The sequence below is a fragment of the Streptomyces sp. NPDC005004 genome, assembly GCF_053600675.1.
This window is the reverse complement of the sequence record NZ_JBSGAH010000007.1, coordinates 287,225-307,815: the sequence shown is the minus strand read 5'-3', so window position 1 is coordinate 307,815 and position 20,591 is coordinate 287,225. Positions and strand designations below refer to the sequence as shown.

At 73.1% G+C, this 20,591-nt stretch carries 18 protein-coding genes; 15 read left to right on the top strand and 3 right to left on the bottom strand.

What is annotated here, in order from left to right; all coding sequences use genetic code 11:
• The first annotated feature begins 23 nt into the window (after positions 1–23).
• The 3 genes from ACWEEU_RS12820 to ACWEEU_RS12810 are packed head-to-tail and all read left to right on the top strand — an operon-like array spanning position 24 to position 2,256.
• The gene (locus tag ACWEEU_RS12820) at positions 24–1,100 is read left to right on the top strand and encodes a nitronate monooxygenase (RefSeq protein WP_451731524.1); all 1,077 of its coding nucleotides are present in this window, start codon (positions 24–26) and stop codon (positions 1,098–1,100) included.
• Positions 1,097–1,843 carry a 16S rRNA (uracil(1498)-N(3))-methyltransferase gene (locus ACWEEU_RS12815; RefSeq protein WP_451731521.1) on the top strand — a complete coding sequence of 249 codons (747 nt, stop codon included), beginning with the start codon at positions 1,097–1,099 and terminating at the stop codon, positions 1,841–1,843. The genes ACWEEU_RS12820 and ACWEEU_RS12815 overlap by 4 nt, the downstream gene beginning before the upstream one ends.
• A 14-nt stretch (positions 1,844–1,857) precedes the next feature.
• Positions 1,858–2,256, top strand: a complete 399-nt coding sequence (locus ACWEEU_RS12810) for a VOC family protein (RefSeq protein WP_385744181.1) — start codon at positions 1,858–1,860, stop codon at positions 2,254–2,256.
• Here ACWEEU_RS12810 and ACWEEU_RS12805 read toward each other — a convergent pair.
• Entirely contained in the window at positions 2,192–2,530 is a 339-nt protein-coding gene (locus ACWEEU_RS12805) for a hypothetical protein (protein ID WP_451731518.1), read from the bottom strand. The genes ACWEEU_RS12810 and ACWEEU_RS12805 overlap by 65 nt on opposite strands.
• 249 nt (positions 2,531–2,779) lie before the next feature.
• Between ACWEEU_RS12805 and ACWEEU_RS12800 the strand changes: the two genes are divergently transcribed.
• From ACWEEU_RS12800 to ACWEEU_RS12780, 5 genes are all read left to right on the top strand, one after another.
• Complete coding sequence (locus tag ACWEEU_RS12800) at positions 2,780–3,253, top strand: hypothetical protein (protein ID WP_451731515.1); 474 nt, start codon at positions 2,780–2,782, stop codon at positions 3,251–3,253.
• Between the two features lie 135 nt (positions 3,254–3,388).
• On the top strand, positions 3,389–6,535 hold the full coding sequence (locus ACWEEU_RS12795) for a S41 family peptidase (protein ID WP_385744238.1): 3,147 nt from the start codon (positions 3,389–3,391) through the stop codon (positions 6,533–6,535).
• Between the two features lie 142 nt (positions 6,536–6,677).
• On the top strand, positions 6,678–7,031 hold the full coding sequence (locus tag ACWEEU_RS12790; RefSeq protein ID WP_385744187.1) for a histidine triad nucleotide-binding protein: 354 nt from the start codon (positions 6,678–6,680) through the stop codon (positions 7,029–7,031).
• Positions 7,032–7,036: 5 nt separating this feature from the next.
• Positions 7,037–7,942: a ribonuclease Z gene (locus tag ACWEEU_RS12785; RefSeq protein ID WP_385744189.1), complete on the top strand. Its 906-nt coding sequence runs from the start codon at positions 7,037–7,039 to the stop codon at positions 7,940–7,942.
• 54 nt (positions 7,943–7,996) lie between these two features.
• Complete coding sequence (locus ACWEEU_RS12780; protein ID WP_451731512.1) at positions 7,997–8,989, top strand: adenosine deaminase; 993 nt, start codon at positions 7,997–7,999, stop codon at positions 8,987–8,989.
• Here the strand turns inward: ACWEEU_RS12780 and ACWEEU_RS12775 are convergent.
• On the bottom strand, positions 8,953–10,338 hold the full coding sequence (locus ACWEEU_RS12775) for an MFS transporter (protein ID WP_451731509.1): 1,386 nt from the start codon (positions 10,336–10,338) through the stop codon (positions 8,953–8,955). The genes ACWEEU_RS12780 and ACWEEU_RS12775 overlap by 37 nt on opposite strands.
• Positions 10,339–10,935: 597 nt before the next feature.
• On the opposite strand from ACWEEU_RS12775, the gene ACWEEU_RS12770 reads away from it, so the two are divergent.
• The 7 genes from ACWEEU_RS12770 (at position 10,936) to ACWEEU_RS12740 (ending at position 19,007) form a co-directional block, all read left to right on the top strand.
• Entirely contained in the window at positions 10,936–11,883 is a 948-nt protein-coding gene (locus tag ACWEEU_RS12770; RefSeq protein WP_451731506.1) for a 5-dehydro-4-deoxyglucarate dehydratase, read from the top strand.
• Positions 11,880–13,169, top strand: a complete 1,290-nt coding sequence (locus ACWEEU_RS12765; RefSeq protein ID WP_451731503.1) for a glucarate dehydratase family protein — start codon at positions 11,880–11,882, stop codon at positions 13,167–13,169. The genes ACWEEU_RS12770 and ACWEEU_RS12765 overlap by 4 nt, the downstream gene beginning before the upstream one ends.
• A 144-nt stretch (positions 13,170–13,313) precedes the next feature.
• On the top strand, positions 13,314–14,450 hold the full coding sequence (locus ACWEEU_RS12760; protein ID WP_451731588.1) for a carbohydrate kinase family protein: 1,137 nt from the start codon (positions 13,314–13,316) through the stop codon (positions 14,448–14,450).
• Positions 14,451–14,681: 231 nt separating this feature from the next.
• Entirely contained in the window at positions 14,682–16,832 is a 2,151-nt protein-coding gene (locus ACWEEU_RS12755) for a PhoH family protein (protein WP_385744199.1), read from the top strand.
• Between the two features lie 12 nt (positions 16,833–16,844).
• Positions 16,845–17,342 carry an rRNA maturation RNase YbeY gene (gene ybeY / locus ACWEEU_RS12750; protein WP_385744201.1) on the top strand — a complete coding sequence of 166 codons (498 nt, stop codon included), beginning with the start codon at positions 16,845–16,847 and terminating at the stop codon, positions 17,340–17,342.
• Between the two features lie 10 nt (positions 17,343–17,352).
• Positions 17,353–18,651: a hemolysin family protein gene (locus tag ACWEEU_RS12745; RefSeq protein WP_385744203.1), complete on the top strand. Its 1,299-nt coding sequence runs from the start codon at positions 17,353–17,355 to the stop codon at positions 18,649–18,651.
• Positions 18,648–19,007, top strand: coding sequence for an MmcQ/YjbR family DNA-binding protein (locus ACWEEU_RS12740; RefSeq protein ID WP_385744205.1), 360 nt, complete (start codon positions 18,648–18,650; stop codon positions 19,005–19,007). The genes ACWEEU_RS12745 and ACWEEU_RS12740 overlap by 4 nt, the downstream gene beginning before the upstream one ends.
• Positions 19,008–19,019: 12 nt before the next feature.
• Here ACWEEU_RS12740 and ACWEEU_RS12735 read toward each other — a convergent pair whose 3' ends face one another.
• Positions 19,020–20,471 (bottom strand): MFS transporter, encoded by a 1,452-nt coding sequence (locus tag ACWEEU_RS12735; RefSeq protein WP_385744208.1) that lies wholly within the window; start codon positions 20,469–20,471, stop codon positions 19,020–19,022.
• Positions 20,472–20,591 lie beyond the last annotated feature (120 nt).

Sequence of the window (20,591 nt, the reverse complement as noted above, 5' to 3'; positions counted from 1 at the left end):
GGCGGACGTGACACGATGCGGACATGCCCCGCACCCTCGCCGATCTCCTCACGCTTCCGATCGTGCAGGCACCCATGGCGGGCGGCGTCTCCACGCCGGAACTGGCCGCCGCCGTCTGCGAGGCGGGCGGCCTCGGCTTCCTCGCCGGGGGCTACCGCGCCCTGGACGCGCTGCGCGCCGACATCGAGCGGCTGCGCGGCCTGACGAGCCGCCCCTTCGGCGTCAACCTCTTCCTGCCCCAGCGGCAGACCGCCGACCCCGCCGCCGTCGAGGCGTACGCCCGCGGCCTCGCCGGGGAGAGCGAGCGCTACGGCACCGCGACCGGCGACCCCTACGGCCCGGTCGACGACGCCTACGACGCCAAACTGGCCCTGCTCCTCGCCGACCCGGTGCCCGTCGTCTCCTTCCACTTCGGCGTGCCGGAGCCCGAGGCGCTGGACGCGCTGCGCCGCGCCGGGACCGTCACGCTGGTCACCGCCACCACCGCCGAGGAGGCCCGCGCGGTCGAGCGCGCCGGGGCCGCCGCCGTCATCGCGCAGGGCATCGAGGCGGGCGGCCACCAGGGCACCCACCGGGACGACCCCGCCCGCGACCGCACCGGGCTCGGGCTCCTCGCGCTGCTCGCACAGGTCACCGAGGCCGTGGACCTGCCGGTCGTCGCGGCGGGCGGGCTCATGCGCGGCGCGCAGATCGCCGCCGTGCTCGCGGCCGGCGCCAGTGCCGCCCAGCTCGGTACGGCCTTCCTCGCCACCCCCGAGTCCGGCGCCCCCGACCCCCACAAGCGGGCGCTGACCGACCCCGCCTTCCCGGACACCGAGCCCACCCGCGCCTTCACCGGACGCCCCGCGCGGGCCCTGGTCAACCGCTTCCTGCGCGAACACGGCGCGGACGCGCCCGCCGCCTACCCGGCGGTGCACCACCTGACCGCCCCGCTGCGCCGGGCCGCCACCGGGACGGGGGACGCGCAGGGCATGGCGCTGTGGGCGGGACAAGGACACCGGCTGGCCCGCGCGCTGCCGGCCGGGCGGCTGGTGGAGGTACTGGCCGCCGAACTGCGCGCTGCGACAACAGAGTCGGCTGACGGAGGTGGCGCGGGATGACCGCTCCCGTGTTCGTGGTGGAGGACTTCGGCCCGGAGGGCGGACCGTTCGTCCTGGACGGCCCCGAGGGACGGCACGCCGTCTCCGTGAAGCGGCTCCAGGCGGGCGAGGAGGTCGTCCTCACCGACGGCGCCGGACGCCACGCCGTGGCCGAGGTGACCGGCACCGAGGGCAAGGACCGGCTGCTCGTCCGGCTCGGCGCCGTCGTGGAGGAGCCCGAGCCCGCCCCGCGCATCACCGTCGTGCAGGCGCTGCCCAAGGGCGACCGGGGTGAACTCGCCGTCGAGACCATGACCGAGGTCGGCGTCGACCGGGTCGTGCCCTGGCAGGCGGCCCGCTGCATCACCCAGTGGAAGGGCGACCGGGGTCTGAAGGCGCTCGGCAAGTGGCGCTCCACCGCGCGCGAGGCGGGCAAGCAGTCCCGCCGGGTCCGCTTCCCCGAGGTCGCCGACGCCGCCTCCACCAAGCAGGTCGCCGCGCTGCTCGCGGAGGCCGACTTCGCCGCCGTGCTGCACTCGGACTTCGAGCACGAGAGCGTGCCGCTGGCCACCGTCGACCTCCCCGCGACGGGCGACATCGTGCTCGTCGTCGGACCCGAGGGCGGCGTCTCCCGCGACGAGTTGGCGCTCTTCGAGGAGGCCGGCGCCCGCGCCTGCGTCCTCGGCCCGTCAGTCCTGCGCACCTCCACCGCCGGAACGGCCGCCGCCGCCCTCCTGCTGGGACGCACCGGCCGCTGGTCCTGACACCGGAGCCACTAGTGGAACTGAGCCAGGTACGGCTGCTGGTCACCGACTTCCCCGCCTGCTACCGCTTCTACGCCGACGTCCTCGGCCTGCGGCCCCAGTCGGGCGCGCGGAACGGGCCCTACGAGAAGTTCAGCCCCCACGCGGGCTCGGCCGGGATCGCGCTCCAGGACCGCGCGGGCATGGCCGGGGTCCTGGACGAACTGGGCGACACCGCCGCCGGTCACCGCTCACTGATCGTGCTGCGCGTGGACGACCTCGACGCGTACTGCGCCGAGGTCTCCGGGCGCGGGGCCGAGATCCTGCACGGGCCGGTCCCGATGACCGACCGCATACGCGTGGCCCACCTCAAGGACCCGGAGGGGAACCTGGTGGAGCTTCAGGAGTGGCTGCCGCTTCGAGACCGAGCGTGACGACGGGCAGGAGTTCCCAGCCGTCCAGCTCTCCGCCCGTGGACCCGCGGCGGCGCACCTCGTCCACGAACGCCCGTACGACGGCGGGCCGGTGGAGGTTCGCCCGGCGGCCCTGCTCGTCGCACACCAGCCCGGAGTGGGCGTAGGCCGCCCCGGTGCCCAGCACCCGCCCCGGGCCGTCCCGGAAGACGATCCGCAGCACGGCGCCGTCCCGGCCGAGGGTCAGCACCTCCCGGCACCCGGTCTCCGGCGCGTGCCGGTGACGACGGTCCACCGGTAGGCGGTGCCGTCCGGAAGGACCAGCCGCCGCACCCTGCGTTCGCCGCGCATCCCGGGAAGGCAGCGCACGCCGCGCACGGGCTGCCGGGCGTGCGCCGCACGTTCGGGTGACTGGCCGGAGGCGGCCTTCCGCGGGGTGGGAGTCGGTGGCACGCTGGGAGGCATGGGGGCTTCGAGGTGGGATCGGCGCCGTTGTGGACGGCTGCTGGCCGTGAGCGGGCTCGCGGCACTGGGGATCGGTGCGATGACCGCGTGTCAGCCGACCGATCTCGGGTCCGCGACCGTCGCCTACACCACCGACTCCACCGCGACCGCCGAGCTGAACCGTCGCCACGTGGACGTGAGTTGGCTGACCTGCGTCGGGCAACAGGGCGACAGCGCCACTCCGGCCAGGTCGAGTTCGCCCTCCACGGCCACCGTCGTCAGCGTCGACTGCCAGGGCCGCACCAAGGACGGCAAGAAGATAGCCGTCACCGGTGAGGTGACCCGCGCGGTCAACGGAGCGTGTGTGCGCGGCCACTTGACCGCCACCGTCGACGGTCGCCGGGTCTTCCGGGTCAGCGGACTCGGCGACTGCGACGCGGAACCCAGCTCCGCCTACACCCCGCCCGCCACCTATCGCCCGCCGGGACAGCCCCGGCCCACCGTGACGGTCACCGTCACCCGGACCCTGTGGTGCAAGGGCGATCCGACCTGCTGGCCCGTCGAAGGCAAGTGATCCAAATCCGGCGCCACGACGCCGGACCGCGCGTAAGGTGACCGCGTGACTCAGGGCGCTGGCAAGGACCTCACGGCAGACACGAAGACCACGACGACCTCTGGGTATCTCCGATTCCCGCACCTGCGCGGCGACTTGGTGACCTTCACCGCCGAGGACGACGTCTGGGTGGCCCCGCTCGACGGCGGCCGCGCCTGGCGGGTGAGCGCGGACAACGTGCCGGTGAACCACCCCCGCATATCCCCCGACGGCACCACCCTCGCCTGGACCTCGACCCGCGACGGCGCCCCCGAGGTGCACATCGCCCCGGTCGACGGCGGATCCGCCAAGCGCCTGACCTACTGGGGAAGTTGGAAGACCCAGGTGCTCGGCTGGACCCCCGGCGGAGAGGTCCTCGCGGTCAGCACCCAGGGCCAGGCCAGCCTCCGCCGCACCTGGGCCCGCGCCGTCCCGCTGGACGGCGGTCCCGCCACCACCCTGCCGTACGGCCCGGTCGGTGACATCGCGTACGGCCCGCACACCGTCCTGCTCTCCGCGCCCATGGGCCGCGAGGCCGCCTGGTGGAAGCGCTACCGGGGCGGCACGGCAGGCAAGTTGTGGATCGACCGCGAGGGCGACGGCGAGTTCGTCCGCCTCCACGAGGACCTCGACGGCAACCTCGAAAGCCCCCTGTGGGTCGGGGACCGCATCGCCTTCCTCTCCGACCACGAAGGCACCGGCGCCCTCTACTCCTCCCTCGCCGACGGCACCGACCTGCGCCGCCACACCCCGCTCGCCGGCTTCTACGCCCGCCAGGCCGCCACCGACGGCACCCGGGTGATCTGGTCCAGCGCCGGTGAACTCTGGATCCTGGACGACCTCGACGGCGCCGAACCCCGCCGCCTGGACATCCGCCTCGGCGGCGCCCGCGTCGACCTCCAGCCCCACCAGGTCAGCACCGCCCGCTGGTTCGGCTCCGCCTCCCCGGACCACACCGGACGCGGCAGCGCCGTGGCCGTGCGCGGCACCGTCCACTGGGTCACCCACCGGGGCGGCCCCGCCCGTGCCCTGGCCGCCGAGCCAGGCGTCCGCGCCCGGCTGCCGCGCACCTTCCGCGCCGACGGCGAGGAGTGGGTGGTCTGGGTGACCGACGCCGAGGGCGAGGACGCCCTGGAGTTCGCCCCGGCCACCGGCCTAGCCCCCGGCGCCGTACCCCGCCGGATCGCGGCGGGACGGCTCGGCCGTGTCCTGGCGCTCGCCATGTCCCCCGACGGCAGCCGGGCCGCCGTCGCCTCGCACGACGGACGGCTGCTGCTGGTCGAGCGGGAGACCGGCGAGGTCCGCGAGGTCGACCGCAGCGAGCACGGCGACGTGCACGGCCTCGCCTTCTCGCCCGACTCCGGCTGGCTCGCCTGGGCCCACCCCGGCCCCCGCCCGCTCTCCCAGATCCGCATCGCCGGCACCACCGACCTCACGGTCACCGAGGCGACCCCGCTGCGCTTCCAGGACTACGCGCCCGCCTTCACCCTGGACGGCAAGCACCTCGCTTTCCTCTCCAGCCGCTCCTTCGACCCCGTCTACGACCGGCACGTCTTCGACCTGGCCTTCGTCGACAGCGTCCGCCCGCACCTGATCACCCTCGCCGCCACCACGCCGTCCCCCTTCGGACCGCAGCGCCACGGGCGCCCCTTCGGCACCCCCGACAAGGACGAGACCCCGGAGAGCGAGGGCGCCCCGGTCACCCGGATCGACCTCGACGGGCTCGCGGACCGCATCGTGCCCTTCCCGGTCGAGGCCGCCAGCTACACCAACCTGCGCGCCGCCCGCGACGGCGTCCTCTGGCTGCGCCATCCGGTGCGGGGAGTCCTCGGCGCCGCCCGCGCCACGCCCGACGCCCCCGACCCCAAGACCGAGCTGGAGCGCTACGACCTCGCCCAGCAGCGCCTGGAACACCTGGCCGCCGACGCCGACCACTTCCGGGTCAGCGGCGACGGCAAGCGGGTCCTGTTGTGGAGCGACGGCCGCCTGCGCGTCGTACCCGCCGACCGGCGCGCCTCCGACGACGAGGACGGCGACTCCCACATCGTCGTGGACCTCGGCCGCATCCGGCACACCGTCGACCCGGTCGCCGAGTGGCGGCAGATGTACGAAGAGACCGGCCGGATCATGCGGGACAACTTCTGGCGCCCCGACATGGGCGGCACCGACTGGGACGGCGTGCTCGACCGCTACCGCCCGGTCCTCGACCGCCTCGCCACCCACGACGACCTGGTCGACCTCCTGTGGGAGGTGCACGGCGAACTCGGCACCTCGCACGCCTACGTCACCCCCGGCGGCGGCTACGGCGGCGGCCCCCGCCAGGGTCTGCTCGGCGCCGACATCTCCCGCCACGAGGACGGCAGTTGGCGGGTGGACCGCATCCTGCCCTCCGAGACCTCCGACCCCGAGGCCCGCTCCCCGCTCGCCGCGCCCGGCGTCGCCGTGCGCCCCGGCGACGCGCTCGTGGCCGTCGGCGGCCGCCCCGTCGACCCGGTCACCGGCCCCGCCCCGCTGCTCACCGGCACCGCGGGCAAGCCCGTCGAGCTGACGGTCTCCCCGGCGGGCGGCGGCGAACCCCGGCACGCCGTCGTCGTCCCCGTCGCCGACGAGGAGCCGCTGCGCTACCACGCCTGGGTCGCGGACCGGCGCGCCTACGTCCACGAGAAGTCCGGCGGCCGCCTCGGCTACCTCCACGTCCCGGACATGCAGGCCCCCGGCTGGGCGCAGATCCACCGCGACCTGCGCGTCGAGGTCGCCCGCGAGGGCCTGATCGTGGACGTCCGCGAGAACCGCGGCGGCCACACCTCCCAACTGGTCGTCGAGAAGCTGGCCCGCCGCGTCGTCGGCTGGGACCTCCCGCGCGGTATGCGACCCGAGAGCTACCCCCAGGACGCCCCGCGCGGCCCGGTCGTCGCCGTCGCCAACGAGTTCTCCGGCTCCGACGGCGACATCGTCAACGCCGCCATCCGCGCCCTGGACATCGGCCCCGTCGTCGGCACCCGCACCTGGGGCGGCGTCATCGGCATCGACAGCCGCTACCGCCTGGTCGACGGCACCCTGATCACCCAGCCGAAGTACGCCTTCTGGCTGGAGGGCTACGGCTGGGGCGTCGAGAACCACGGCGTGGACCCCGACGTGGAGGTCGTCCAGAAGCCCCAGGACTACGCGGCGGGCAGGGACACCCAGTTGGACGAGGCGATAAGGCTGGCACTGGAGGCGCTGGAGCGGCAGCCGGCGAAGACTCCTCCGGGCCTGCCCACCTGAGGGCACGTGGGGCACCGCGAAAACACCCGCACCCTGCCAACCCAAGGGGCGCGGGGAACTGCGTGACCAGCCCCAACGCACCCGCACCGAACCGATTACGATGCCCGAAGACCACCGAACCGGCGAAAGCGAGCGCAGCGAAATGGCTGGGGAACCCCAAGAGGACTGCCTCTTCTGCAAGATCGTCGCAGGCCAGATCCCCGCGACCGTGGTCCGCGAGACGGACACCACCCTCGCGTTCCGGGACATCAACCCCCAGGCGCCGACGCACATCCTGGTGATCCCCAAGGCGCACTACAAGAACGCCGCCACCCTCGCGGCCGAGGCCCCGCAGCTCGCCGCGGACGTGCTCGCCGAGACGCAGAACATCGCCGACGAGGAAAAGCTCGAGAGCTACCGCACGGTGTTCAACACCGGCGCCGGCGCAGGGCAGACCGTCTGGCACGCCCACGCGCACGTCCTCGGCGGCCGCGGCCTCGAATGGCCCCCCGGGTAAAAGAGATGTCCGTACGCGAACTCGTCGTCCTCGGCACCGCCAGCCAGGTCCCGACCCGGCACCGCAACCACAACGGCTATCTGCTCCGCTGGGACGGCGAGGGCATCCTGTTCGACCCCGGCGAGGGCACCCAGCGGCAGATGCTGCGCGCCGGGGTCGCCGCGCACGACCTGAACCGGATCTGCGTCACCCACTTCCACGGCGACCACAGCCTGGGACTCGCCGGGGTGATCCAGCGGATCAACCTCGACCGGGTGCCCCACGAGATCACCGCGCACTACCCGCGCTCCGGGCAGCGCTTCTTCGACCGGCTGCGGTACGCCACCGCCTACCGCGAGACCGTCGCCCTCACCGAGGCACCCGCCGACGCCGACGGCATCCTGGCGCGGACCCCCGGCTACACGCTGGAGGCCCGCCGCCTCTCCCACCCCGTCGAGTCCTACGGCTACCGCCTGACCGAGCCCGACGCCGTGCGGATGCTGCCCGACCGGCTCGCCGCGCACGGCATCGCTGGCCCGGACGTGGGCCGTGTCCAGCGCGAGGGCTCGCTTCGCGGGGTGACGCTGGAGGAGGTCAGCGAGATCCGGCGCGGACAGCGATTCGCGTTCGTCATGGACACCCGGCTGTGCGACGGCGTCCACGCGCTGGCCGAGGGCTGCGACCTGCTCGTCATCGAGTCCACCTTCCTGGACGAGGACGCACGACTGGCCGAGGAATACGGTCACTTGACCGCAGGGCAGGCCGCGGCCGTGGCCCGGGACGCGGGCGTGCGGCACCTCGTCCTCACCCACTTCAGCCAGCGGTACTCCGACCCCGAAGCCTTCGAGCGCCAGGCCCGCGCGGCGGGCTTCACCGGGGAGCTGACCGTGGCCCGGGACCTCCAGCGCGTACCGGTGCCCAAACGCCGCTGAGCACCACCCGGGCGGGCGGATGAATGGGCTGGTAAAGGGCCGTACGATGCTCTGATGCCCCTCCCCAAAGCTGAACTGCACCTGCACATCGAAGGCACCCTGGAGCCCGAGCTGGCCTTCCGGCTGGCCGGACGCAACGGCGTCACACTGCCGTACGCGGACACCGAGGCGCTGCGCGAGGCGTACCGGTTCGAGGACCTCCAGTCCTTCCTGAACCTGTACTACGAGCTGATGGCCGTCCTGCGCACCGAGCAGGACTTCGAGGACCTCGCCAACGCCTATCTCGCGCGCGCCGCCGCGCAGGGTGTCCGGCACGCCGAGATCTTCTTCGACCCGCAGGCGCATCTGGCCCGGGGCGTGGACATGGGCACCGTGGTCGAGGGGCTGTGGCGCGCGCTGGGCTCCAGCGTGGAGAACCACGGCGTCTCCACCAAGCTGATCATGTGCTTCCTGCGCGACGAGTCCGCCGAGTCCGCGCTCGCCACCCTGGACGCGGCCAAGCCGTACCTGGACCGGATCACCGGTGTCGGCCTGGACTCCGCCGAGGTCGGCCACCCGCCGGTGAAGTTCCGCGAGGTGTACGAGGCCGCCGCCGCGCTCGGTCTGCGCCGCGTGGCGCACGCGGGGGAGGAGGGCCCGCCGGAGTACATCACCGAGGCGCTGGACGTCCTCGGCGTGGAGCGCGTGGACCACGGGCTGCGCTGCATGGAGGACCCGGCGCTGGTCGAGCGGCTGGTCCGCGACCGGGTGCCGCTCACCCTGTGCCCGCTGTCCAACGTGCGTCTGCGCACCGTGGACACCCTGGCCGACCACCCGCTCCCGGCGATGCTGGAAGCGGGCCTGATGTGCACGGTCAACTCCGACGACCCCGCCTACTTCGGCGGTTACGCGGGCGACAACTTCGCCGCGGTCCACGAGACGCTCGACCTGTCCCGGGACCGCCTGCGCGAACTGGCCCGCAACTCCTTCCTCGCCTCCTTCCTGGAGGACGACGAGGAGCTGCGCGCCCGTTACCTCGCCGAGGTGGAGGCGTACGAGTTCGAGTGACCCGGGAGGGCCCGGACCGGGAGACCGGGTGCCGTTTCCGCCAGGAGCGGCTCCAGGGCGGGGATCTCCACGAGGGGGATCCTCGCCGGCGAGACCTCCGCGAGAGAGACCTCGGTGAGGGGGACCTGCGCGGGAGAGGCGCCCGCGAGGGAGGTTTCCGCGTGCGGGAGTTCCGCCAGCGGGATCTCCACCACCGGCAGGTCCGCGATCCGCCTCGTCCGGCGGGCCGGGGCGGTCGCGCGCAGGGCCGCGGCCGTCATCGGCACCGCTGACACCAGCAGGACGACGGCCAGTATCCGGCCCATCGCCGGGTAGCCCGCCCACGCCGACAGCAGGCTGCCGGCCAGCGGTCCGGCCGCGGTGCCGAGCGAGCCCGCGGAGCCGACCAGCACCGCCCAGCGCCCGCGCGGGTCGAGGGAGGCGGCGAGCCCGATGACGTACGACAGCACGAGCGGGTAGCAGGCGTTCCAGGCGATCTCCCCGCCCGCGAACGACACCGGTCCCGAGGCCGACGCGCTGAGCACGACGCAGACCGCGATGAGCGCCGTACCGACGCCGATCGGCACCGCGCGGCCCATGCGCGGACCGAGCGCGCCCGCGCCGAGGACGCCGAGCAGCCCGGCGCCGAGCGCGACGGCGAACACCGCGCCGACGGTGACCTCGCTCAGGTGCGCCTGGGTCAGCCCGATCCGGCCGCTGACCCCCCACAGCGAGTTCTGCGCCAGGGACCAGCAGGGCATGGCGGCGGCCAGCAGCAGTCCGGTGCCCCGGTGGGGGAGCCGGGTGTGGCCGGTGCTCGCCGTGGTGGCGGCCGTACGGGCGTCCAGGCGGCCGGTGAGGGGGAGGACCGCCAGCGCGGTCAGGGCGATCGCGGCGAGCGGCAGGCCGTGGCCCGGGCCGAGGTGCGGGATCGTCAGATAGAGGGCGCCCGCGAGGGCGGAGACGGTGAGCAGACCGAGCGTGGTGACCCGGTGCGGGTCGGTGCGGCCCGCTATGCCGCTCGCGGCGACGGCCGTGGCGGTGCCCGAGCCGAGGCCGCCGACGAGCACGCCCGCGACGACCGCCGGGATCGCACCGGTGAGGGCGGCGGTGCCGTAGCCCAGGACGGCGAGAGCGAGGCCGACGCGGGCGAGGGTGCGCGCCCCGGCTCGCCCGCCGCGCGCGGCCAGCAGGAAACCGGCCGTGGCGGAACTCAGCAGCAGTGCGCTGCCGGTGGCGCCTGCCTCGGTGGCGGTGAGCGGCAGCCCGGCGTCGAGTCTGCCGACGGTGGTGGGCAGCAGATACGGCGCGAGATACCCGGCCGTGAAAAGGGCGACGAGGGGCCAGGGGGTGGTGCGGGGGGCGGACACGGGCGTTCCCAGGGCAGGCGAGAGCGACAGCTCGAGAGGATGCGAAAGGGGGAGAGGGGCGCCGGTGGTCCGGGGGACGGGAGGGCGCGAGCAAGTTGTATCAAGCACGTGGTTTCGAGCAGAAGTTGAGTACGTGTGATCTGGATCACATATAGTTTGGAGTGTGTGAGTGCGGGTATTTGAGTGCGCTCCTCCGGGCGGGTGACTGGTGGAGGATCGGGCGGGCGGTCGGTTTCCGATCTCGGGTGATCACAAACGGCCATGGATGCGCTATGGTTGATCACGTCGCGGTCGCCGGAACTCCCGGTGGCGGACAGTGCGTTGGTGGTCCAAGGAAAGACGCCCCGCTTCCTGCGGGGAAATGCAGGTGCAAGGCCTGCCCGGCGCTCGACCGAGCCCCATCCCGCCTCTGGCGGGGTGGGGCTCTTCGCTGTGCGCGTCCGCGCGCCCGCGCTCCGGTCTGCCGCCGCACTCCGGCCGCGCACACCCCCGCTCCCTCTCCCCGCCTTCCCCGAGGCGCCATTGACGGTGTCATGTACGTGTACCTAGCCTCTGTTCTCATACGTGATCGGCATTCACAAGGGGAGATGGTGGCCGGTGAGCGACGACCCGGATGCGCGGAACGTGGCACAACGGCTGCGGGAGGGCATGGCGCACGGTGTGCTGTCCTTCCCGCTCACCGCCTTCCACGACGACGGCACCCTCGACCCCGAGGGCTCCCGCGCCCATGTGGCCTCCCGGCTCGCGACCGGACCCGGCGCCCTCTTCCCGGCCTGCGGCACGGGCGAGTTCTTCTCCCTGGACGAGGACGAGTACCGGCAGGTCGTCGCCCTCGCCGTCGAGGAGGCGGCCGGGCGCGTGCCCGTGGTCGCCGGGACGGGGTACGGCTGGGCGCAGGCCGCCCGCTTCGCCCGGATCGCCGAGGAGGCCGGGGCCGACGCCCTGCTCGTCCTCCCGCACTACCTCACCGCCGCCCCGCAGACCGGCCTCGTGGCTCAACTGGAGCAGCTCGCCGCCCGCACCCGGCTCCCGCTCATCACCTACCAGCGCGGTCAAGTCACCTACGACACCCGCTCGTTGCGGCGCCTGACCCGCACCCCCCAGGTCATCGGCCTCAAGGACGGACACGGCGACCTCGACCGCCTCCGGCGCCTCACCCTCGCCGCCCCCGAGGACTTCCTCTTCTTCAACGGCGCCGCCACCGCCGAACTGCAGGCCCGCGCCTACGCCGCCGTCGGCGTCCCCGCCTACTCCTCCGCCGTGCACGCCTTCGCCCCCGAGATCGCGGGCGCCTTCTTCGCCGCCCTGCGCGGCGGCGACCACGGCACCACCGAGAAGCTGCTCCGGGAGTTCTACGGCCCCTTCGCCGACCTGCGCGACCGGGCGCCCGGCTACGCGGTCTCCCTGGTCAAGGCGGCGGCCCGGCTGCGCGGACAGCGGGTCGGACCCGTGCGCGCCCCGCTCGTCGACCCGTCGGACGCCGACCTCGGCGCGCTGCGGGAGCTGCTGGCCGCGGGGCTCGACCTCGTGGGGGCCGCGCTGTGAACCGCGAACTGACCGTGGTCGAGGTCCGGTTGACCCCCGTCCTGGTGGCCGACCCGCCGCTGCTCAACGCCCAGGGCGTGCACCAGCCGTACACCCCGCGGCTGATCGTGGAGGTGGTCACGGCCGGCGGGGCGACCGGGCTCGGGGAGACCTACGGGGACACCGACTACCTGGAGCTGGCGCGCCCGCTGGCCGATCACCTCGTCGGCCGCTCGGTCACGGATGTGAACGCGCTGTTCGGTCTCGGGCTCGACGTGGACGAGGAGCGGGTGCGCGGGGCGCTGGACGCGGGCGGACTGCGCGGGGTGCGCAGCGCGGACAAGCTCCGTCTCTCGGTGCTCTCCGCCTTCGAGGTCGCCTGTCTGGACGCGCAGGGGCGGGCGCTCGGGCTTCCCGTGCACGCGCTGCTCGGGGGGCGGGTGCGGGACGCGGTGGAGTACAGCGCGTACCTGTTCTACAAGTGGGGCGCCCACCCGGACGGCGTGCCGCACGAGCCGGACGACTGGGGTGCCGCGCTGGACCCGGCGGGGATCGTGGCGCAGGCCCGCCTCTTCGCGGAGCGGTACGGGTTCACCTCCTTCAAGCTCAAGGGCGGGGTCTTCCCGCCGGAGCAGGAGGTCGCCGCCGTCCAGGCGCTCGCCGAGGCGTTCCCCGGGCAGCCGCTCCGGCTCGACCCCAACGGCGCCTGGTCCGTGCCGACCTCCCTGAAGGTGGCGGCGGAACTCGCGGACGTGCTGGAGTACTTGGAGGACCCGACGCTGGGCACCCCGGCGATGGCCGAGGTGGCCGCCGGGTGCGGGGTGCCGCTCGCGACCAACATGTGCGTGACCACCTTCGGGGAGATCAGGGAGGCGTTCCTGCGCGACGCCGTGCAGGTCGTCCTCTCCGACCACCACTACTGGGGCGGGCTGCGCAACACCCGGCATCTCGCCGCGACGTGCGCGGCCTTCGGGGTCGGGGTGTCCATGCACTCCAACACGCATCTGGGCATCAGCCTCGCGGCCATGACCCAGGTCGCGGCGACCGTGCCGAACCTGCACCACGCGTGCGACTCGCACTATCCGTGGCAGTCGGAGGACGTGCTGACCGAACGGATGGAGTTCTGTGAGGGCCGGGTCGCGGTGTCCGAACGACCCGGACTGGGCGTCGAGTTGGACCGTGACGAGCTGGCCCGATTGCATCGGCGCTGGGTCGACGACGACGGAACGCTGCGCGACCGGGACGACGCGGCGGCGATGCGGGTGGCCGAACCGGGATGGCGGACACCGGTGATGCCGCGCTGGTGAGGACGCGGCCCCTCCCTGCGGCTCGGCCCCGGGTACCACGTGGGGCTGACGTCGTACGGGACCTTCCCTGTACGTCGCCGACGTGGTGCACACTGGCCAGATCCGCACCACGACAGGGAGCCAGCCGTGACCCCGTCCCCCGCGATGGCCGGAGAGGAAGCCGGAGGAGACCCGGAACACCTCACGCAGGCAGCGCGCCACCAGGCCCAGGTCGACCCGCTCGCCGGCCTGCGCGCGCCCGGCGATCCGCCCTTCGACGTGTATCTCACCGGCACGGTCTTCCTGGACATCGTGTTCACCGGCCTGGACTCGGCCCCGGTGCGGGGTACCGAGTCGTGGGCGCGGGGAATGGGGTCCAGCCCCGGCGGGGTCGCCAACATGGCCGCCGCGCTGGCCCGGCTCGGTCTGCGTACGTCGCTCGCGGCGGCCTTCGGGGACGACCACTACGGCGAGTACTGCTGGGACGCGCTCGCCCGGGGCGAGGGCATCGACCTCACGCCGTCGCGGACGGTGCCGGGCTGGCACTCGCCGGTGACGGTCTCCATGGCGTACGAGGGCGAGCGGACGATGATCTCCCACGGCCACGAGCCGCCGCCCGAGGAACCGGCCCCCGACTGCCCGCCCCCCGCCCGCGCCGCCGTCGCCTCCCTCACCCCCGGCACGCGCGCCCCCTGGATCGCGCAGGCCGCCCGGCGCGGCACCCGCATCTTCGCGGACGTGGGCTGGGACGACACCGGCGCCTGGGACCTCGCCGGGCTGGCCGACCTGGAGCACTGCGAGGCGTTCCTGCCCAACGCGGAGGAGGCGATGCGGTACACCGGCGCGAGCTCCCCCCGCGCGGCCGCGCACGCCCTCACCGCACACGTGCCCCTCGCCGTCGTCACCCTCGGCGCGGAGGGCGCCTACGCGGTCGACCGGCGCACGGGCGAAACGGCCGAGGTCCCCGCGATCGAGGTCGAGGCCCTGGACCCCACCGGCGCGGGCGACGTCTTCGTGGCCGGCTTCGTGACGGCCACCCTGGCCGGCCGGCCCCTCGCCGACCGCCTGGCCCTGGCCGGCCTCACGGCCGCCCTCTCCGTCCAGGAATTCGGCGGCTCCCTCTCGGCCCCCGGCTGGTCCGAGATCGGCGCCTGGTGGCGCCGGGTCCAGTCCCTGCCCTCCCAGAACCCCACAGCCCTCCACCGCTACGCCTTCCTCGACCACCTGGTCCCACCCCACCTGGACCGCCCCTGGCCCCTGCGCCGAGCGGTCCCGACGATCGGCTTCGGGCGGTCGGCATAGGGGCGAGCCCGGGCGGGGGCCGACCGTCCGGCGAGCCGTCCGGGCGCCGCAGAGCCACCCGGCGGCCCGCGGTACCAGGCGATCACCGCCGCGGCCCCCGCACGGGCACCCCCCGACCGGAGGAAAACCGCTGCCGCCTTGTCGGGGCCCCGTCGTACTCTGGGTGGTGTGAGGCCGCCCTCAGGGGTGCGGCCGTGATGAGGAGGAATCGCAGGCCCCGAGCGCCGGCCCATGACTCAGACACCCACAGCTCAGACTTCCGCGCAGCGGGCGCGAGCGCAGATCAGCATTCCCGCCCAGCACCCCATGGTCACCGTGCTGGGGTCCGGAGACTCCCTGCTGCGCGTGATCGAGAGGGCCTTCCCGGCGGCCGACATCCATGTCCGGGGCAATGAGATCAGCGCGACGGGCGACCCGGCGGAAGTGGCCCTCATCCAGCGCGTGTTCGACGAGATGATGCTCGTGCTCCGCACCGGGCAGCCGATGACGGAGGACGCAGTGGAACGCTCGATCGCCATGCTCAAGGCGAGCGACGACGGGACGAGCGACGGCCCGGAGACCCCGGCCGAGGTGCTGACACAGAACATCCTGTCCTCGCGCGGCCGCACGATCCGCCCCAAGACGCTGAACCAGAAGCGCTACGTGGACGCGATCGACAAGCACACGATCGTCTTCGGCATCGGCCCCGCGGGCACCGGCAAGACCTACCTGGCCATGGCCAAGGCGGTGCAGGCGCTGCAGTCCAAGCAGGTCAACCGGATCATCCTCACCCGCCCCGCGGTCGAGGCCGGCGAGCGGCTCGGCTTCCTGCCCGGCACGCTCTACGAGAAGATCGACCCCTACCTGCGCCCGCTCTACGACGCCCTGCACGACATGCTCGACCCCGACTCGATCCCACGGCTCATGGCGGCGGGCACGATCGAGGTCGCCCCGCTGGCGTACATGCGCGGCCGGGCCCAGCCGGTCTTCACCAACGTCCTCACCCCGGACGGGTGGCGCCCCATCGGCGACCTCCAGGTCGGTGACCTGGTCATCGGTTCCAACGGAGAACCGACGCCGGTGCTGGGTGTCTACCCGCAGGGCGAGAAGGACATCTACCGTGTCACGGCCCAGGACGGTTCCTGGACGCTGTGCTGCGGCGAGCACCTGTGGACGGTCCGTACGGCGTCCGACAAACGCCGCGACAAGCCCTGGCGTGTCCTGGAGACCAAGGAGATGATCGGCAATCTCCGGGCCGCGCACGCCCGCCGGTACGAGCTGCCTCTCCTCACGGCGCCGGTCTGCTTCCCCGAGCGCCCTGTCCCCCTGGACCCGTACGCGCTGGGTCTGCTGCTGGGCGACGGTTGCCTGACCGGTTCGACCACTCCCTCCTTCGCGACGGAGGATCCGGAACTGGCCGAGGCTCTGGAAGGCGCCCTGCCCGGCGTTGCCGTACGCCACAAGGGCGGACCCGACTACGTCCTCAACCGCGTCAAGTCGCCGGGCGACGTGGTGACGCTGGAGAACCCGGTCACGCGCGTCCTGCGTGAGCTGGACCTCCTGCGTACCCGCTCGCACTCCAAGTCCGTTCCGGACGACTACCTGTACAACTCGCCCGAAGTCCGGCTGGCCGTCCTCCAGGGCCTGCTCGACTCCGACGGAGGTCCCGTCACCCAGCGGGATCGCACCTGCCGGATTCAGTACACGACCACGTCGATCATGCTCCGCGACGATGTGATCGCGCTGGTCCAGTCGCTGGGCGGAGTCGCGTACACCCGCCGCAGGGCCGCCGAGGGCCGCAGGCCGGGCCTCGCCAAGGGGCGCGAGGTCGGGTACCGGCACGACGCCCACATCATCGACATCCGTCTCCCGGAAGGCGTCGAGCCCTTCCGTCTCGCCCGTAAGCGCGACACGTATCACGCGGCCGGAGGCGGCGGTCGGCCGATGCGGTTCATCGACAGCATCGAGCCCGCGGGCCGCGAGGAGTGCGTGTGCATCCAGGTGGCCGCCGAGGACTCCCTCTACGTCACCCAGGACCACCTGCTGACGCACAACACGCTCAACGACGCCTTCATCATCCTGGACGAGGCCCAGAACACCAGCCCCGAGCAGATGAAGATGTTCCTCACCCGCCTCGGCTTCGACTCGAAGATCGTCATCACCGGTGACGTCACCCAGGTCGACCTGCCGAACGGCACCAAGTCCGGCCTGAGGCAGGTGCAGGACATCCTGGAGGGCGTCGAGGACGTCCACTTCTCCCGGCTGTCGTCGCAGGATGTCGTCCGGCACAAGCTCGTGGGCCGTATCGTCGACGCGTACGAGCAGTACGACAGCACGCACGGCACCGAGAACGGCGCCCGCAAGGGACACAGCCGCGGCAAGGCCGGACCCAAGGGGAAGTAGACCAGCACGACCATGTCGATCGACGTCAACAACGAGTCCGGCACCGAGGTAGACGAGCAGGCGATCCTCGACATCGCCCGCTACGCGCTCGCGCGGATGCGCATCCACCCGCTCTCCGAGCTCTCGGTGATCGTCGTGGACGCCGACGCCATGGAGCAGCTCCACATCCAGTGGATGGACCTGCCGGGGCCGACGGATGTCATGTCCTTCCCGATGGACGAACTGCGTCCGCCGGGCAAGGACGACGACGAGCCCCCGCAGGGCCTCCTCGGCGACATCGTGCTCTGCCCCGAGGTCGCCACCAAGCAGGGCGCCGACGCGCCCACCCAGCACTCCATGGACGAGGAGCTGCAGCTGCTCACCGTCCACGGCGTGCTGCACCTCCTCGGCTACGACCACGAGGAGCCGGACGAGAAGGCCGAGATGTTCGGGCTCCAGGCCGCCATCGTGGACGGCTGGCGCGCCGAGCGCGGGATGACCGGGCCGTCCCCGGCGCCGACCGTCTCGTAGGCGGGGGCGCATGACTTCGCAGATCGTGATCGGCGCGGTCGCGCTGATCGTCGTGGCCTGGCTCGCCGCCTGCGCGGAGGCGGGCCTGGCCCGGGTCTCCAGCTTCCGCGCCGAGGAGGCCGTCAAGTCCGGCCGCCGGGGCAGCGCCAGGCTCGCCCAGGTCGCCGCCGACCCCACCCGCTATCTGAACGTCGCCCTGCTGGTCCGCGTCGCCTGCGAGATGGCGGCGGCCGCGCTCGTCACGTACGCCTGCGTGCGGGAGTTCCCGGACACCTGGGAAGCCCTGCTGATCGCCATCGCGGTGATGGTGCTCGTGTCGTACGTCGCCGTCGGCGTCTCCCCGCGCACCATCGGCCGGCAGCACCCGCTGAACACGGCCACGGCCGCGGCGTACGTGCTGCTGCCGCTCGCCCGGATCATGGGCCCGATCCCCTCGCTGCTGATCCTGATCGGCAACGCGCTCACCCCCGGCAAGGGCTTCCGGCGCGGCCCGTTCGCCTCCGAGGCGGAGCTGCGCGCGATGGTCGACCTCGCGGAGCAGGAATCGCTGATCGAGGACGACGAGCGCCGCATGGTGCACTCCGTCTTCGAACTGGGCGACACCCTGGTGCGCGAGGTGATGGTGCCGCGCACCGACCTGATCGTCATCGAGCGGTACAAGACCATCCGCCAGGCCCTCACCCTCGCCCTGCGCTCCGGGTTCTCCCGTATCCCGGTCACCGGCGAGAGCGAGGACGACATCGTCGGGATCGTGTACCTCAAGGACCTGGTCCGCAAGACGCACATCAACCGCGACGCCGAGAACGACCTCGTCTCCACCGCGATGCGACCCGCCGTCTTCGTGCCCGACACCAAGAACGCGGGCGACCTGCTGCGCGAGATGCAGAAGGACCGCAACCACGTCGCCGTCGTCATCGACGAGTACGGCGGCACGGCGGGCATCGTCACCATCGAGGACATCCTGGAGGAGATCGTCGGCGAGATCACCGACGAGTACGACCGTGAGCTGCCGCCCGTGGAGGAGCTGGGCGACGGCCGCTACCGGGTCACCGCCCGCCTGGACATCACCGACCTCGGCGAGCTGTACGGCCTGGAGGAGTACGACGACGAGGACGTGGAGACCGTCGGTGGCCTGCTCGCCAAGGCGCTCGGCCGCGTCCCCATCGCGGGCGCCTCGGCCGAGGTCGAACTCCCCGACGAGCGGCGCCTGAAGCTCACCGCCGAGTCCTCTGCGGGCCGCCGGAACAAGATCGTGACGGTGCTGGTCGAGCCCGCCGGAGGCCGGGCCCGGGAGGAGAAACCCGAGTGAAGCCCCAGGAGCTGCGCGCCCTCTGCCTGTCCTTCAACGCGGTCGTGGAGGACTTCCCGTTCAACCCGGAGACCTCGGTCTTCAAGGTGCTGGGCAAGATGTTCGCCCTCACGAACCTGGGCGCGCGGCCCCTGACGGTCAACCTCAAGTGCGACCCGGAGGACGCGATCCGGCTCCGCACCGAGTACGAGGACCTCATCGTCCCCGGCTACCACATGAACAAGCGCCACTGGAACACCGTCACCGCCGACGGCACCCTCCCGGACGCCCTCCTGCGCGAACTGGTCGAGGACTCCTACGACCTGGTCGTGGCCGGACTGCCACGGGCGGAGCGGCTGCGGCTCGACCGCCCGTGACGCCGCGGGGGTTCAGACCCCTGCCCGGCCCCGGCGCAGCCCCGCCCCGACCAGCGCGGCGGCGGCCAGCACGATCGCCGCGTCCAGGCCCAGCACCGTGTGGACGCCGGAGAGAAGGTCGGGGGAGGCGGCGGCGAGGCTGCCGAGCAGGGGGATGCCGACGGTGATGCCGACCTGCTGGGTGGAGGTCACCAGGCCGGTGGCCAGGCCCTGTTCGGAGTCCGGGACCCCCGAGGTGACGGTCAGGCCGTACGACACGATCGCGCCCAGGTGGCACATGCTCGCCAGCGAGACGGCGGCGGTGGCGAGCCACGCCGACCAGGAGCCGGTGTCCAGCAGGAGCAGGGTCGCCACCAGCGCGCCCTGACCGGTCAGCGAGACGACCAGGGTGCGCGGAGCGCCCAGGCGGCCGACGACCCTCGGGGCGAGGGTGCCCGCGACGACCGACAGGACGCCCTGCGCGCCGAAGACGAGCCCGGTCTCGAAGGCGGACAGGCCCAGGATCTCCTGGAGGTACAAGGTCAGCACGAAGATGACCGCGGACATCATCGAGAAGGTCACCAGGCCGCCCAGGTTGCCCCACGCCACCGTGCGACGGCGCAGCATGGGCAGCGAGACCAGCGGGGCGGGCGTACGGGACTCGATCACGGTGAACCCGGCCAGCAGGGCGAGCCCCGCGACCAGGCAGAGCAGCACGTCGGCATGGCCGAAGCCGCGGTCGGCGGCGCTGGAGAGGGCGTAGATCAGGGACAGCAGACCGCCGGTGACGGTGACCGCGCCGGGCACGTCCAGGTGACGGTGCGCGCCGGTGCGGGACTCCGGCAGCAGGGCCGGGGCCAGCGGCAGCACGAGCAGCGTGACGAGCGTGAGCAGGGCCATCGTGGAGCGCCAGCCGAGCGTGTCGGTGAGGACACCGCCCGCGATCATGCCGGTGGTGAAGCCGAGGGACAGCAGGGCGCCGGAGACGCCGAGCGCGCGGTCGCGGGCCGGGCCCTCCGTGAAGGTGGTCGTCAGCAGGGACATGCCGGTCGGCACGATGGCCGCCGCGCCGACTCCCTGCAGCGCGCGGGCGGCGAGGAAGATTTCCGGGTTCCAGGCCAGCGTCGCCAGCAGCGAGGCCGCGCCGAACAAGCCGAGCCCGCCGAGGAACAGTCTGCGGCGCCCGTAGAGGTCACCGACGCGGCCGAACAGCAGCAGGAAGCCGCCGGACGGCAGCGCGAAGGCGGTGACCGCCCACTGGAGTGCCGTACGGCTCATGCCGAGGTCCGCGCCGAGCCGGGGGAGCGCCACGTTCAGGACGGAGAAGTCCAGGGCGACCATGAACTGGGCGGCACACAGGACGAAGAGGACGAGCCTGTCGCGGGTGGACAGCCGTACGGGGCTTACGGGGGTGGGGAGTTCGCGTGCGGAGAGGTCCGCTTCCGGAGTCGGTGCGGTGGTCGGTTCGGTCGTGTCGATCGCCATGGCACGAGCTTGCGGGCACGGGAAGAAACGCGGGGAGTCGGAACTTATGGTGGTGGTGGCACCACCAGACACGGCTACGACGGGGGAGCGGCACGTGGCGCCTGCGGGCACGAGTACGGG

Bases quoted from the DNA above. Each gene is read 5' to 3' on its own strand.
- ACWEEU_RS12820 (WP_451731524.1), top strand. From the start codon at position 24: ATGCCCCGCACCCTCGCCGATCTCCTCACGCTTCCGATCGTGCAGGCA.
- ACWEEU_RS12815 (WP_451731521.1), top strand. From the start codon at position 1,097: ATGACCGCTCCCGTGTTCGTGGTGGAGGACTTCGGCCCGGAGGGCGGA.
- ACWEEU_RS12800 (WP_451731515.1), top strand. From the start codon at position 2,780: ATGACCGCGTGTCAGCCGACCGATCTCGGGTCCGCGACCGTCGCCTAC.
- ACWEEU_RS12790 (WP_385744187.1), top strand. From the start codon at position 6,678: ATGGCTGGGGAACCCCAAGAGGACTGCCTCTTCTGCAAGATCGTCGCA.
- ACWEEU_RS12785 (WP_385744189.1), top strand. From the start codon at position 7,037: ATGTCCGTACGCGAACTCGTCGTCCTCGGCACCGCCAGCCAGGTCCCG.
- ACWEEU_RS12780 (WP_451731512.1), top strand. From the start codon at position 7,997: ATGCCCCTCCCCAAAGCTGAACTGCACCTGCACATCGAAGGCACCCTG.
- ACWEEU_RS12760 (WP_451731588.1), top strand. From the start codon at position 13,314: ATGGCCGGAGAGGAAGCCGGAGGAGACCCGGAACACCTCACGCAGGCA.
- ACWEEU_RS12755 (WP_385744199.1), top strand. From the start codon at position 14,682: ATGACTCAGACACCCACAGCTCAGACTTCCGCGCAGCGGGCGCGAGCG.
- ybeY (WP_385744201.1), top strand. From the start codon at position 16,845: ATGTCGATCGACGTCAACAACGAGTCCGGCACCGAGGTAGACGAGCAG.
- ACWEEU_RS12745 (WP_385744203.1), top strand. From the start codon at position 17,353: ATGACTTCGCAGATCGTGATCGGCGCGGTCGCGCTGATCGTCGTGGCC.
- ACWEEU_RS12735 (WP_385744208.1), bottom strand. From the start codon at position 20,471: ATGGCGATCGACACGACCGAACCGACCACCGCACCGACTCCGGAAGCG.